Source organism: Micromonospora sp. NPDC005197 (assembly GCF_040608295.1).
Taxonomy (GTDB): domain Bacteria; phylum Actinomycetota; class Actinomycetes; order Mycobacteriales; family Micromonosporaceae; genus Micromonospora.
In genome coordinates this window covers 47,012-60,382 of the sequence record NZ_JBEXHY010000003.1, presented here as the reverse complement: position 1 = coordinate 60,382, position 13,371 = coordinate 47,012, and the positions used below count along the sequence as shown (strand labels likewise).

General features: G+C 73.0%; 12 protein-coding genes. 7 read left to right on the top strand and 5 right to left on the bottom strand.

Going from position 1 to position 13,371, the window contains the following annotated elements:
- The first annotated feature begins 100 nt into the window (after nt 1-100).
- Complete coding sequence (locus ABZU46_RS02290) at nt 101-331, top strand: heavy metal-associated domain-containing protein (RefSeq protein WP_354854407.1); 231 nt, start codon at nt 101-103, stop codon at nt 329-331.
- On the top strand, nt 324-1,259 hold the full coding sequence (locus tag ABZU46_RS02285; RefSeq protein WP_354854405.1) for a hypothetical protein: 936 nt from the start codon (nt 324-326) through the stop codon (nt 1,257-1,259). The genes ABZU46_RS02290 and ABZU46_RS02285 overlap by 8 nt, the downstream gene beginning before the upstream one ends.
- Before the next feature lie 137 nt (nt 1,260-1,396).
- On the opposite strand, the gene ABZU46_RS02280 is transcribed toward ABZU46_RS02285, so the two are convergent.
- Entirely contained in the window at nt 1,397-1,813 is a 417-nt protein-coding gene (locus ABZU46_RS02280; protein WP_354854403.1) for a helix-turn-helix transcriptional regulator, read from the bottom strand.
- A 241-nt stretch (nt 1,814-2,054) separates the two neighbouring features.
- Between ABZU46_RS02280 and ABZU46_RS02275 the strand changes: the two genes are divergently transcribed.
- The 3 genes from ABZU46_RS02275 (at nt 2,055) to ABZU46_RS02265 (ending at nt 4,642) form a co-directional block, all read left to right on the top strand.
- A complete protein-coding gene (locus ABZU46_RS02275; RefSeq protein WP_354854402.1) occupies nt 2,055-2,498 on the top strand; it encodes a hypothetical protein in 444 nt (147 codons plus the stop codon).
- A 316-nt stretch (nt 2,499-2,814) separates the two neighbouring features.
- On the top strand, nt 2,815-3,840 hold the full coding sequence (locus tag ABZU46_RS02270) for a hypothetical protein (RefSeq protein ID WP_354854400.1): 1,026 nt from the start codon (nt 2,815-2,817) through the stop codon (nt 3,838-3,840).
- Nucleotides 3,818-4,642, top strand: coding sequence for a GSU2403 family nucleotidyltransferase fold protein (locus ABZU46_RS02265; RefSeq protein ID WP_354854398.1), 825 nt, complete (start codon nt 3,818-3,820; stop codon nt 4,640-4,642). The genes ABZU46_RS02270 and ABZU46_RS02265 overlap by 23 nt, the downstream gene beginning before the upstream one ends.
- A gap of 22 nt (nt 4,643-4,664) precedes the next feature.
- On the opposite strand, the gene ABZU46_RS02260 is transcribed toward ABZU46_RS02265, so the two are convergent.
- Together ABZU46_RS02260 and ABZU46_RS02255 are read right to left on the bottom strand one after the other, a co-directional pair.
- Nucleotides 4,665-5,819, bottom strand: coding sequence for an SAM-dependent methyltransferase (locus ABZU46_RS02260; RefSeq protein ID WP_354854396.1), 1,155 nt, complete (start codon nt 5,817-5,819; stop codon nt 4,665-4,667).
- An 89-nt stretch (nt 5,820-5,908) separates the two neighbouring features.
- Nucleotides 5,909-7,594 carry a DEAD/DEAH box helicase gene (locus tag ABZU46_RS02255; protein WP_354854394.1) on the bottom strand — a complete coding sequence of 562 codons (1,686 nt, stop codon included), beginning with the start codon at nt 7,592-7,594 and terminating at the stop codon, nt 5,909-5,911.
- Between the two features lie 318 nt (nt 7,595-7,912).
- Here ABZU46_RS02255 and ABZU46_RS02250 point away from each other — a divergent pair, with 318 nt between their 5' ends.
- Nucleotides 7,913-8,563, top strand: coding sequence for a ferritin-like fold-containing protein (locus ABZU46_RS02250; RefSeq protein ID WP_354854393.1), 651 nt, complete (start codon nt 7,913-7,915; stop codon nt 8,561-8,563).
- Nucleotides 8,564-8,639: 76 nt separating this feature from the next.
- On the opposite strand, the gene ABZU46_RS02245 is transcribed toward ABZU46_RS02250, so the two are convergent.
- Both ABZU46_RS02245 and ABZU46_RS02240 read right to left on the bottom strand, forming a co-directional pair.
- A complete protein-coding gene (locus ABZU46_RS02245; RefSeq protein WP_030329796.1) occupies nt 8,640-8,867 on the bottom strand; it encodes a DUF3107 domain-containing protein in 228 nt (75 codons plus the stop codon).
- A 62-nt stretch (nt 8,868-8,929) separates the two neighbouring features.
- Nucleotides 8,930-9,568, bottom strand: a complete 639-nt coding sequence (locus ABZU46_RS02240) for a TetR/AcrR family transcriptional regulator (protein ID WP_039909051.1) — start codon at nt 9,566-9,568, stop codon at nt 8,930-8,932.
- A gap of 1,332 nt (nt 9,569-10,900) precedes the next feature.
- Here ABZU46_RS02240 and ABZU46_RS02235 point away from each other — a divergent pair.
- Nucleotides 10,901-13,348, top strand: a complete 2,448-nt coding sequence (locus ABZU46_RS02235) for a hypothetical protein (protein ID WP_354854566.1) — start codon at nt 10,901-10,903, stop codon at nt 13,346-13,348.
- Nucleotides 13,349-13,371: the final 23 nt, after the last annotated feature.

Here is a 13,371-nt window from a genome sequence, read left to right as displayed (position 1 = left end):
GCTGCGGGGCGGAAAGTTCCCGGGCCGCGCGGATTGCGACGGTCGCCACGCCGCCCCGGCGTCGGTCAGGGCTGGCCGGGCGCGGCGGTACGGTGGCCGCATGACCGATCAGCAGCCCGTCACCCGCGCGTACGCCGTCACCGGCATGACCTGCGCGCACTGCGTGCGTGCGGTCACCGACGAGCTGTCGGCGCTGCCCGGTGTGCGGCAGGTCCAGGTCGACCTGGCCTCCGGCACCGCGACGGTGACCAGCGACAGCCCGCTGCCCGACGAGTCGGTGCGGGCGGCCGTTGACGAGGCCGGCTACGTGCTGGACGCTGGCGGTGCCTGAGCAGGCCGCCACCGTGCCGGACCGGAGCACGGTCCGGCTGGCGCTGGTGGTCGGCGGGCTGGTGCTCGCCGTGCTGCTCGGGTTCGGCCTCGGTCGCATGAACGGCACCACCACCACCACCGGCGGCAGCAGCGCTGCGGCACTGACCGCCGACCACACCCACCCGCCGGGCACCGGGGCCCACGACCACGGGTCCGTGACGGGCGCCGACCAGGGCGCTGCCGCCGACCCCGGCGGTCTGTCGGTCAGCTCGGCCGGATACACGCTCGTTCCCCTGGCCACCGAGTTTCCGGCCGGCCGCCCCGGGCAGTTCCGTTTTCAGGTACGCGACGTGCAACGCCGCCCGGTCACCCGGTTCGCCGTCGTGCACGACAAGCCGATGCACCTCATCGTGGTCCGTCGGGACCTGACGGGCTACCAGCATCTGCACCCGACCATGGCGGCGGACGGCACCTGGACGGTGCCGGTGACCCTCGCGCAGCCCGGCGTCTGGCGGGCGTACGCCGACTTCACGGTGGTCGCCGACAACGGCGGCCAGAGCGCGCTGACCCTCGGGGTGGACCTGGTCGTGCCGGGCACGTACGAGCCGCGTTTGCTGCCCGTCCCGGCGACCTCGACGACGGTGGACGGGTTCAGCGTCGCCTACCAGGGCAGCCCGCAGGCCGGTGTCACGGTGCCGCTGACCTTCCGGATCGACGGCGCGGACGGTGACGCGGTGCTGGAGCGCTACCTCGGGGCGTACGGCCACCTGGTGGCGCTGCGCGAGGGCGACCTGGGCTACCTGCACGTGCACCCCGAACCGGAGCTGGCCGACGGCCAGGTGAAGTTCTGGCTGACCACCCCGGGCCCGGGCCGCTACCGCCTCTACCTCGACTTCCAGGTAGCCAACCAGGTCCACACCGCCGAGTTCACCCTGACGGTCCCCTGACCCCCGGCCTCCCGCCCGCCCCCCGGGGGCCACCCCCGTTGATCATGAAGTTATTGCCACTCGCGTCGGCGTGTCACGGCAATAACTTCATGATCGACGCGCGGAGGGGGAGGGAGGTGGGGGGTGGGGGTGGGGGGTTAGCCGGCTCGGCGGGTGGGGCGGCGGGCCAGGTAGCGGAGGAGGTCGCGGATGTGGTGCTTTTCCTCGGCTGGGACGGTGGGATCGGCCAGGCGGTCGAGGATGGCCCGGACGTCGGCCTCGACCGGGCCGTCATCGCTGCGGCGCCGGGGCACCGAGCCCGCGTCGGGCAGCCCGAGCGCCCGGAACGCGGCAGCCACCGGCAGATCCAGCGCGGCGCAGAAGCCGCGTACCTTGGCCAACTCGGGGTAATCCTGCCAGTCACCGGCGAGCCAACGGAACACTGTGGAACGGCCCACGCCCGTGTGCGAGGCAAGATCAGTCACGGTCCATCCGCGCTCGTTGCGAGCGTCGTCGATGGCGCGCCGGACGAAGCGGGCGAACGCCATCTGCGGTGACACGTCTGCGGAACCCATTCCGGTATGTCTTTCCCTCCCGGCCGAGCACTGGGAAGATGTGCCTCCCGAGCGTAGTACGCCGGGAACCGGAAACCACTGACTGACCGCACAAACTGTCCCACCGATGAGACTCCAACCCGGGCAGTATTCGTACCGGCACCCAGCGATCATCGTCGTTCTTCCACTAAGCTCGGTGCCCGTCCCGGCACGGCGCACGCGCGCGTGCCGCCGATCGCCCGGACCACCGCCGAGGAGCACCATGGCCGAATCGAGCCGTCCGCTGCCGTACCAGCCCGGTGCGGTGAGCCTCTTCTTCGTCGCCAAGGCCGGCGTCTTCGCCGCCGGGTTCTGGATCTGGTTGCTGGTCCTGGTGCTGCGCACCAACGCGGCGACCGGCGCCCACGTGCTGGCCGCCACCGGCGCGATCACCACCACGCTGGTCGCGGTGGTGCTGGGCGCCCGGATGGCGCTGCAACGCAACGCCGCCATCCGGCACGCCGAGACGAAGAAGCTGCTCGTCGACATCTCCTGGAACGCGTTCACGGCCGCCGGCAACGCCGAGAGCTCGGGAAAGGTGGTGCCCTTCCCGAGCAGCGCCGGTGAGGACGACCACCCGACCCTGCGCCACGGCGGGGACCGGGTGTCGGTCTTCGACCGCTCCGGCGTCCGGGACCGGGGCAACAACGGCGACCGCCGACGCTGAAACCGAGTCCACGGGCGACGGTTTCCGCGTACCTGGCGGTTCAATGTGTCGTTGACAAGCAGAGGTACGGCTCGCACCGGTGATCGCGCCACGCTCCTGCTCTGACCACCGATGGGCGTCCCCGAAGAGTCGCGGGCGGTGGCACGCCGGGCGGGGCGAGATGTTCGGCGGAGCGGAGTTCTGGATATAGGCTGGTTCCGTTCGCGGCGGAATTCGCTAATTACCCGAACAGGCGAGGGGGTGAGGCGTGCCGGCCTCAGGCAAACCCGCCCTTGATGGGCCGCCGGAGCGGGAGGCCGATGTTCTCCGCCGTGTCGTGGCGCTCGTGGTGGATCGGCTGCCGCCTGGATGGTCGATGCGCCTTGCTGAGCAAGTGCCGGGCCGGATCGACGGTGTAGCTGAGCTGACCGGTCCTGATGGGGCGACGGCGGTCTTCGTCATCGAGGCAAAGCGCTCGGTGGTCACCAGCGATCTTGCCTCCGCCCTCGACCAACTTCGCTCCCACAGGCTGCCTAACGTCGATCGTCCGTTGCCTATGATCGCCGCCCGATACCTCGGGCCTTCGGCTCGCGCATGGCTGGAAGAGCGCAAGGTCTCCTACGGTGACGCTACGGGCAATATGCAGATATCGCTTGAACGTCCGGCGATGTACCTGCGCGACAGGGGCGCCGATCGAGATCCCTGGCGCGGGCCAGGCAGGCCCCGCGGCACTTTGCAAGGGCCGCCAGCGGCGCGTGTCGTACGCGCCTTGGTGGACACCGCTGCAGAGATGAGCGTTCCAGACTTGGTACGCCTGTCGGGCGCGTCAACAGGAGCGACATATCGAGTTGTTGACTTCCTTCAGCGCGAAGCGCTTGTCACGCGCGCGAAAGGCGGCCTGATAAGGGGCGTTGAGTGGCGCCGAATCCTGGAGCGATGGAGTGAGGATTACGGTTTCCAGCGCAGCAACAGTGTCAACGCCTACCTGAGTCCGCGAGGCATTCCGGCGTTGCAGGAAGACCTGCGGGGGGTGCACGGATTGCGCTACGCGCTGACCGGGTCTTTGGCGGCGCACCGTCTAGCGCCTTATGCGCCGGCCAGGCTGGCGATGCTTTACGTGGACGACGTGACCCAAGCCGCCGAGAAACTCAAGCTGCGCCCCGTTGATGCGGGTGCGAACGTGCTGCTCGCGCAGGGAAAGTACGACGTCGTGTTCGATCGACGGGTGCAGGATGACGGCTTGCTTTATGTGGCTCCGAGCCAAGCCGCTGTCGATCTGCTGACAGGCCCTGGGCGGGCGCCTGCTGAGGGGCAGGAACTCCTTGACTGGATGGAGGAGCATGAGCAGGCATGGCGACGATGACCTTCTGCTGTCCGCACGGGGTGCGTTACTGGACGCCCTGGATGCTCTTCGCGACCACGCCAACGCTGTGATCGTGATCGGAGCACAGGCGATATACCTGCATACGGGTGCCGCACCCGTCGCACTGGCGGAAGCGACCAAGGATTGCGACCTTGCACTCGACACGCGCGCGCTCCCGCAGGAGCCATTACTGGAGGAGGCCATGCGGGCAGCCGGGTTTCATCTCGATGTTCGAGCGCACCAGCCTGGGGCATGGTTGAACCCCAAAGGAATTCCCGTCGATCTGATGGTCCCAGAGGCGCTTGCTGGTGGATCAAGTCGTCGGGCAGCAAGAATCCCGCCGCACTCCACGAGAGCGGCGAGGCGAGCGGTTGGATTGGAGGCTGCGGTCGTCGACCACGCCGCACTTGCCATACGTGCGCTCGCTCCGGGCGACAGCCGTGTCTGTACGGCCAATGTCGCGGGCCCTGCCGCTTTGCTGGTGGCCAAGTTGCACAAGGTTGGCGAGCGGCAACAGGCGCCCAAGCGCCTCGTGGATAAGGACGCACACGACATCTACCGGCTTCTCGTGGCGGTGAGAACCGAGCAGCTTGCTGACAGTCTGCGCGAGCTTCGGGCTGATGAACTTGCAGGGCAGGTGACCGAGCAAGCCCTTGGATTCTTGGCGTACCTGTTCGCGGCAAGCCCCGAAGCGCCAGGATCGGTGATGGCGGGCAGAGCCGAGGAGGGTATCGGTGACCCTCTCGTTGTGTCGACCGCTGCTTATGCTCTGGCCGACGATCTGCTGGCCTCGGTGGGCTGACTGCCGGGCCCGCGCCGAAGCGCTAGACGGCGGGCGGCTCGTCGGCGGCGAGCAGGGTCTCCAGCCGGGGTGTGACCCGCCACTGGTCGACGAGTTCGCGGTACTCCGCCTGTCGGGGGTCGGCGGTGCCGCTACGGCGGGCTCGGATCAGCAGGTTGCGGGGCGTGTGCTGGGAGTCGACGAACTCCACCACCTCGGCCCGGTACCCGTGCACCCGCAGCAGCCCCGCGCGCAGCGCATCGGTGAGCACGTCGGCGAAGCGTTCGCGCAGGATGCCCTGCCGGGTCAACAGCTCGTACGGCGCCGGGGTGGGCTGGGCGCGTAGCTGCTTTGCCAGGTCGTGGTGACAGCACGGCGCGGCGAGCACCCAGCGGGCCTCCCAGCGCACCGCGCGGGCCAGCGCCTCGTCGGTGGCGGTGTCGCAGGCGTGCAGCGCCAGCACCAGATCCGGGGCGGGGTCGACAACGGCCTCGGCGATCGTGCCCGCGACGAAGCTGACCTTGTCGGCCCAGCCCAGTCGCTGCGCCAGCTCGGTGTTGCGCCGCCGCTGGTCCTCCCGGACGTCCACGCCGATCAGCTCGACGTCGAGCCCGCGACTGGCGAGATAGCGGTACGCGGCGAAGGTCAGGTAGGCGTTGCCGCAGCCCAGGTCGACCACCCGCAGCGGGCCGGTCAGATCGGCGGGCAGGGTCGCGGCCAGAGCGCGCAGGAACGCGTCGACCTGGCGGCGCTTGGCCGCCGAGCCGCCGATCTCCGCGAAGATCGGGTCGCCCGGATCGAGCAGGTATTCCTTGGCTCGGTCGTTACCACTCGGCGTCGCCGCCGGTCGGGTCGTCGCGGCCCGGTGCACCTGCGCCTCACCGGACTTGGTCACCCGCAGTTGGAGGGTCGCGTCGGCCGTCTCCACGTGCCAGTTGCCGAAGGGCTCGGCCAGGAGTTCGTCGACCGCCACGGCGGCCTCGGGACCGGGGGCGACGTTGCGGGTGTGCGGGCGCGCGCCGTCGGAGGTGGCGATCTGCAACCGCGGGCCGGCCTTGAGCGTCACCGGACGCAGCTCGGCCCGCACGACCGTGGGTCGGTGTCCGCGGCGACGCCCGGCGGCGACCGCCCGGGTCAGCGCGGGGTCGAGCAGCAGTGCACGAACCTCGGTCAGGGCGGCATCCAGTGGTTCCGGCATCGTTCCATTTTCGGCAGGTGGGGTGGGAAGGCGACATCCCCCGTACCGCGCTGAGGCGGTGCGGGGGATGTCGGGTGAATCTCGCTGCGTCAGTCCGCGGTCGCCTCGGCCGGCGTACCCGCGCCGGAACCGCCACCACGGCGGCGCCGGCGGCGCGGCTTCGAGGCCTCGCCCTCGGCGGCGGCGGAGGCCGGCTCGGCCGGTGCCGCGTCGGCCGAGATCACCGCGGTCGGCTCGCCCGCGACCGTCTCGCCAGCGCGGCGGCGACGCCGACGGCGCGGGGTGCGGCTGGCTTCGTCGCCGGCGGCGTCCGTGGGTGCCTCGGCGGCCGGCGTGCCGGCGTCGGTGCGGTCCCGGCGGCCGTCACCGCGGCCACGGCGCTCACCCCGGCCGTCGCCGCGGCTCTCACCGCGTCGAGGGCCCCGACCGCCGCTGTCGCCCCGGCGGGAGCGGGTCGTCCCGCCCAGATCCTCTTCGATCTCGGCGGACAGCCCGGCCCGGGTGCGCTCGGCAGTGGGCAGGGTGCCGCTGACCTCGGTGGAGATGTGCAGGTCGGTGTAGAGGTGCGGCGACGTGTGGTACGTCTCCGGCGGCTCTGGCATCTCCAGACCGAGGGTCTTGTCGATGATCCGCCAGCGCGGCATGTCGTCCCAGTCGACGAAGGTCACCGCGACGCCGGTCGCCCCGGCCCGGCCGGTACGACCGATCCGGTGGGTGTAGGTGTCCTGGTCTTCCGGGCAGTCGTAGTTGATCACGTGGGTGACGCCGGTGACGTCGAGCCCACGGGCCGCCACGTCGGTGGCGACCAGGATGTCGATCTTGCCGGCGCGGAACGCCCGCAGCGCCCGCTCACGGGCGCCCTGACCGAGGTCACCGTGCACCGCGGCGACCGCGAACCCGCGGAAGTCGAGATCCTCGGCGACCCGGTCGGCGGCCCGCTTGGTGCGGGTGAAGATCATGGTCAGCCCGCGCCCCTCGGCCTGGAGGATGCGCGCCACCACCTCGACCTTGTTCATCGAGTGGGTGCGGTAGACCAGCTGCTGGGTCTGCGGCGACGGCCCGGTCTCGGCGGTGTGCCCGGCGTGGATCGTCATCGGCTGGCGCAGGAAACGCCGGGACAGGGTGACGATCGGGTCCGGCATGGTCGCCGAGAACAGCATCGTCTGCCGGTCCTCCGGAAGCATCGCCAGGATCTTCTCGACGTCGTCGAGGAAGCCCAGGTCGAGCATCCGGTCGGCCTCGTCGAGGACGAGCGCGTGCACCCGGTCCAGTCGGAGGTGCTTCTGCTTCTGCAGGTCCATCAGTCGGCCCGGGGTGCCGACCAGAATCTCGACGCCCTTGCGCAGCGCGTCGATCTGGGGCTCGTACGCCACGCCACCGTAGATCGGCAGCACCCGGACGCCGCGCGTCCGGCCGGCGGCGGCCAGATCCTTGGCGACCTGGATGCCCAGCTCACGGGTGGGGACGACGACCAGCGCCTGGGGGACGCCGTCGCTGCCCTCGTTCGGCGCGAAGACCCGCTCCAGCAGCGGTACGCCGAAGCCGAGGGTCTTGCCGGTGCCGGTGGGCGCCTGGCCGATCAGGTCGACGCCGCGCAGCGCGATCGGGATCGCGTACTCCTGGATGGCGAACGCGCGGGTGATGCCGGCCGCGGCCAGCGCCTCGACGGTCTCCTCGCGGGCGCCGAGGGCGGCGAAGGTGGGAGCCTCGGGTCGAACCGGGGCGGTGGGGGCCAGTTCCTGGCCGTCCATCAGATCTTGAGTCAGCTCGCTCATGTGGATGTGGGGGTGCCCTCTCGTGGGTGCGCCCCGTCTCGTCCTCAGGGCGCGTTCGGTATGACGCGGGCCACACGGTCGGCGGCAGAGTGCCGAGCCGGACCGGGCCGCACGCGCGCCGCGGGCTGAGCTTTCGATCAGATCGGCGCCCACGGCAACTGCTCTATGCTACCTGAACAGGCAAGCTCACGTCCCGATTCCCGGTCGGCCAGCCGGCACGCGGGGCCATCGAATGTGACCTGCGCCACACTTCCTCGGGCGCTCGTCCGTGCCCCGCACGGGCCACCCGGCGCCCGTCCCGCACGGTAGCCTGCGCTCGTGTCCGCGCCGACCACCCCCGGTCCCGCCGTCGCCGACCTGCTGGGCCTGGTCGCCTTCGGTGAGCTGCTCGCCTTCGAACGCATGGCCGGTGACGCGCGACTCGCCCCCGACCTGCACCGACGTGCCGCGTTGAACCAGATGGCCGCGGCCGAGATCGGCAACTACCGCCGGCTCGCCGACCGGCTCACCGCGCTGGGTGTGCCGCCGGAGGAGGCGATGACGCCGTACGTGCAGCCGTTGCAGGCGTACCACGACTCCACCGAGCCGCGGGACTGGGCGGAGGTGGTCACCAAGGCGTACGTGGGCGACGCGATCACCGACGACTTCATCCGGGAGATCGCCGACGCGCTGGACGAGCCCGACCGGGCGCTGGTGCTGGACGTGTTGCACGACTCCCGGTACGCGGAGTTCGCCGTCGCCGAGATCCGGCTGGCCGTCGCCGCCGATCCCCGGGTGGCCGGTCGGCTCTCCATGTGGGCCCGGCGGCTGGTCGGCGAGGCGTTGTCCCAGGCCGGCCGCGTCGCCGCCGAACGGGCCGCACTCACCGCGCTGATCGCGCGGGGCGACCGGGTCGACGTGCCGGGGCTGTTCGGGAGGCTCACCGCCGCACACACCGCGCGAATGGCGGTCGCCGGACTGAACAACTGACCGCCACCCGTCGGGCGCGGAACCGGCCCGCGGCAGGTGGCCTGGAAACGCCTACCTGCCGCGACGGCCGGACCGGTCAGCGAACGGTGAAACCGACCGCTCGGGGGGACGCCTCGGCGATCTCGACGTAGGCGACCTTCTCGACCGGAACGATGACCCGCCGGCCCTTCTCGTCGGTCAGGGAGAGCGTGCCGCCGTTGCCGGCGAAGGCGTCGGTCACGATCTGCTCGATCTCGGCCGGCGACTGCGCGCTGTCCAGAACCAGCTCGCGCGGCGCGTACTGCACGCCGATCTTGACCTCCACTGTGCCTCCTCAACTGGGGCGATAACCGCCCTGCGAAGGCTATCCGATCACGGGGTCGGCGGTCAGGCTGACTCACCTTGCAGCGGGAAGCTCGCGATGCCCCGCCAGGACAACGCCGCCACCAGAGCCTCGGCCTCCGCCTTCGGCACCTGCCGGCCACCGGCCAGCCAGAACTGCGCGGCGGTCTCCGCCGCGCCGACCAGCCCGGAGGCGAGCAACTCGGCGTGCGACCGGCTCACGCCGGTGTCCGAGATGATCGTGTCGGTGATCGCCGCGATGCAGCCCTGCTCGACCCGCTCCACCCGCTGCCGCACCGCCGGGTCGTTGCGCAGGTCCGACTCGAAGACGAGGCGGAACGCCTCGCTCTCGTGATCGACGAAGTCGAAGTACGCGCGCACCGACGCGCTGACCCGCTCCTTGTTGTCGCTGGTGCCGCGCATCGCCTCGTGCACCTGAGCGACGATGGCGTCACAGTGCGTGTCCAACAGGGCCAGGTAGAGGTCCATCTTTCCCGGGAAGTGTTGGTAGAGCACCGGCTTGGAAACCCCGGCCCGCTCGGCGATGTCGTCCATCGCCGCGGCGTGGTAGCCCTGCGCGACGAATACCTCCTGCGCCGCCGCGAGCAGCTGCTTACGGCGCGCGGAGCGGGGCAGGCGGGTGGGCCTGCCAGCAGTCTGTGCGCCGTTCCCCACAGCGGTCATGGGATCCTCCGAGTTCTCCGTACGGGCCGGCATTTTCCCCCCAGACCGGGGCGGCCCTCGACCGCGTCGTGGAAATGGCCCGCCGCTGTAACTTATCGCCACTCTCCCCACACGGTAGCCTCAGCGAGGGCGACCAAGGAGCGCGCGGTGAGTGAAACAGGGCAACCCGGAGCCGCCACCCCGGGAGAGCACGGTGACGGAACGGGTCAGCACGACGACCCGGGCCGCTCCGGCAGCGGGTGGGCGCCCTCGACGGGCGGGTGGTCCCCGTCTGTCGAGCGCGAGGCGGCCGGGGAGCAGGCACCACCGTGGCAGCGACCCCCCGCGTCCGGTTGGCGCGCCTCCTCCACCAGGCACGGCGATCTGCCCGCGCCTCTGCCCGGACTGACCGGTGACTCCGAGCGGCCGGCCCGGGTCAACGGCCACCACGCCAACGGTGTCCACCACGACGAGGCCGAGATCAACAGCGACAGCGACAGCAGCGGCGACAGCGAGATCAACGGCGTCCGCCACGGCGATGCGGAGATCAACGGCGTCGCGCACCTCAACGGCGGGGCCTCGTCGGGCCGCCAGACGCCGGTGAGCGCGCCGCCCGGGCGGACCGCCGAGGACCGGCCCGACGTGGGCGGGGGCCGGCTGGTGGTGCCCGCCCAGCGTCCCGCGCCGGCCGCGGAGCCGGGGGCGGGGGAGGCCGACACCGGCCCGCCCCGGCACTCCACCACCGACCCTGCCGCGCCGCGCAGCGTCCGCTGGGCCGACCCCGGTCTGCCCAGCACGGCGCCAGCCGCCATCCAGGTGCCGCCCGTCGGCACGGCGGCCTCGGGTTTCGAGGTTCCGCCCGGTCTCCGCGCGCCCACCGGCGAACGGCCGGCCGTCGACGATCAACCGGCCGTTTCCCGCGGTTGGCAGGTCCCGCCCGTAGCCGAGGCATCGGCCGAGTCGGGGCGTGCCACCGGGCGCGGCGACGACTCCGAGCCGGAGCGCCCCACCGGGGACACGCACCGAGCGGGCGAGTCTCCTTCCATCGAGCCGGACTGGTCCGGGCCCAATTGGAACCGCCCGAGCTGGGGCAGTGGGTGGGCGCCGCCCTGGTCCCGCCAGGACGGCGAGCCGGCCGGCCGACCGGCGCGGGACGAGTCCACGCCGGGCTGGGTCGCCGAGCCCCACCTGCCGTACGAGCCGGTGCGCGCCGAGCCGACCCGTCCGTACGAGCCGGTGCCTGCCGAGCCGCCCCGCGCGTACGACGTCACCCGGGACGCCCCCCAGGCCGGGGCGGACGCCGACCGCGGCACGCCCACGCGCCCGTCCTGGGCCGGTGAACGTCCGGCCGCGATTCCGACCAGCGTGCCTCCGGAAGTCTCCCGGCCCGAGCCGGCCGAGCGGCCCTCCTGGGCCGGTGGGCCGACGCCCGAGCCGACCAGCGGGCTCCCCGCGGCCCGCCCGTCCTGGGCCGCGCCGGCCCCGGTCAGCGCGGCGGCCGACCCGTCGCCTCGCGCGGGCGGCACGGACCCCACCCCGACCAGCGGCCCGCCCGTTCCCCCACGCACTGCGCCGCCCGCCGCCGAACGCCCCTCCTGGGCCGGCGCCCCCACCCCGACCAGCGGCCCGCCGGCTGTTGAGCGCCCCTCCCGGGCCGGCGGCCCCGCACCCACCAGCGGCCCGCCGGCCGTTGAGCGCCCCTCCTGGGCTGGGGGGTCTGCCCCCACGAGTGGTCCGCCGGCCGTTGAGCGTCCGTCGTGGGCCGGAGGGTCTGCGTCGGGCGGTGCCGCTCGCGCCGAGCCGACCAGTGGCCCGCCGGCCGCTGACCGCTCCTCCTGGGCCGGGGGCTCGGACCCGACGCCGGCCAGCGCCCCGCCGTCGCGCCCGTCCTGGGCCGGCCCGGCATCGGCCCTCCCGCCGCCGCCCCGCCCCTCCTGGGCCGGCGGCTCGGACCCGACGCCGACCAGCGTCCCGCCGTCGCGCCCGTCCTGGGCCGGCGATCCGACGCCCGTCGGCACTTCGGCGAGTACGCGCCCGTCCTGGGCGGGCCCGGCACCTGTCGATCCGCCCGCGCCGGTCGATCCGCCGCCGGCGCCCGCCGGCCCACCGCCGACGTTGACCGATGCGCCGCCACCGGCGGCACCGGTCCGTCCGGTGGCCGAACGGCCCTCGTGGGCCGGTGGATCGCCGACACCCGTGGCGGCCGAGCGACCCGACTGGTCCGAGGGCCGCATCTCGGCAGCTCCGGCCGAGCGTCCCTCCTGGCCGGCTACCCGGCCGGCGACCTCTCCCCGGGCGAGCGACGCGGGTGAGTCGACCGGCCCGGTCCGGCCGACCGGACCGTTCCGGCTCCGACCAGCGACCCCCGAGCCGTCGCCCGCCGAGCCGACTGCTGCCGCCCCGACGGCGGCCGGTCCTTCCCTCGCCGGTGCCCCGCTTCCCTCGGCCAGTGCCGGTCCGGCCTCCGCCGCCAGCGGCCCCGGGCGTCACGACCGGCCGTCACCCGCGTCCTCCCCTCCCTATGCGGCTCGCCGATCCGCCCCCGACCCGGCGTCGCCGGTCGAGCCCGCCGACGGCGGGCGACGGCCCGACACGTCGGCGGTGTTGCCGCAGCGCGTCCCCGCGGAACCGGACGTGCCCGTTGTGCCGGAGCCGCCAGCCGTGGAGCCACCCGCCGAAACCCCCGAACTCGCGCGCATCGCCACCCACCTGCGCCGCGACGACGAGCCCGCTCCGTTGCGGGAGCGTCCCGAGGGGTTCGACGTCAACGCCATCCTGGACGCGGTACGGGAGGTGGCCGGCGTTCGGGACGCCGCCCTGCGCCGTACGCCGGCCGGCGCGCACAGCCTCCGACTGGACCTGGCCGACGGTGCCGATCCGGCCGAGGTGAGTCGACAGGTGGCCCGGCTGCTCCAGGAACGGATGGGGCTGGCCGCCGCCCCGCAGAACGTGCCCGGCCTGCCCACCACGCCAGCCCCGCCGGTCCGCCGTCGCGCTGCCGAGCCGCGATCCGCCGACCCGCGCCCCGCCGAGCGACGAGCTGCCGAGACGCGTCCCGTCGAACCGCGATCTGTCGAGGCGCGGCCTGCCGAGCCGCGCGACACCGGCGCGGAACCGCGTACCACCGAGGCGCCCTCGATCGCTCGGTCGTCGGGCGGTCGGGTCGAGGCCACGCCGGCGGGCCCGGAGCAGTGGGCCGGGCCGGACGCCGCGCGTCGACGGCGGGCGGGCGCCCCGCACCGGGGCCGCGCCACCGTCGAGGAACCCGGCTCGGTCTCGGCCGCGCCCACTGGCGGAGCCACCGGCAGCCCGGCGACGGTCGGTACGTCGTACTCCGGCGGTCAGGTGACCACGACGGAGTCGGCGCCCTCTCGGCCTCTGGACACCGGCGGCGTGCCGGGGCCGCGTGTGGTCATCGACCACGTGCAGGTCAGCACCTTCGGTCTGGACGCCAACGTGGAGGTGCGGCTGCTGGCCGGCGACGACAACGCGGCCGGGTACGCGACCGGGCCGGCGGTCGACGGTTACGTGCTGCGCCTCTGTGCGGTGGCCGCAGCCGCCGCCGTGGACGAGTTGCTGCGCGGCGCCGAGAACGCCGAGCGCGGCCGCTGCTTCGTCGAGCACGCGGCGGTGGTGCCGTTCGGCAACTGCGAGGTGGCCACGGTGGTGGTGCTGCTGGTCTGCGAGGGCTGGGTCGAGCAGCTCGCCGGCTCGGCCCTGGTGGCCGGCGATCCGCGACAGGCGGTGGTCCGGGCGACGCTGGCGGCGGTCAATCGTCGGCTGGAGGCGCTGCTGTCCTGAGTGGTCCGAGGCAGACTGGGAGG

Bases quoted from the DNA above. Each gene is read 5' to 3' on its own strand.
- ABZU46_RS02290 (WP_354854407.1), top strand. From the start codon at position 101: ATGACCGATCAGCAGCCCGTCACCCGCGCGTACGCCGTCACCGGCATG.
- ABZU46_RS02280 (WP_354854403.1), bottom strand. From the start codon at position 1,813: ATGGGTTCCGCAGACGTGTCACCGCAGATGGCGTTCGCCCGCTTCGTC.
- ABZU46_RS02275 (WP_354854402.1), top strand. From the start codon at position 2,055: ATGGCCGAATCGAGCCGTCCGCTGCCGTACCAGCCCGGTGCGGTGAGC.
- ABZU46_RS02265 (WP_354854398.1), top strand. From the start codon at position 3,818: ATGAGCAGGCATGGCGACGATGACCTTCTGCTGTCCGCACGGGGTGCG.
- ABZU46_RS02260 (WP_354854396.1), bottom strand. From the start codon at position 5,819: ATGCCGGAACCACTGGATGCCGCCCTGACCGAGGTTCGTGCACTGCTG.
- ABZU46_RS02255 (WP_354854394.1), bottom strand. From the start codon at position 7,594: ATGAGCGAGCTGACTCAAGATCTGATGGACGGCCAGGAACTGGCCCCC.
- ABZU46_RS02240 (WP_039909051.1), bottom strand. From the start codon at position 9,568: ATGACCGCTGTGGGGAACGGCGCACAGACTGCTGGCAGGCCCACCCGC.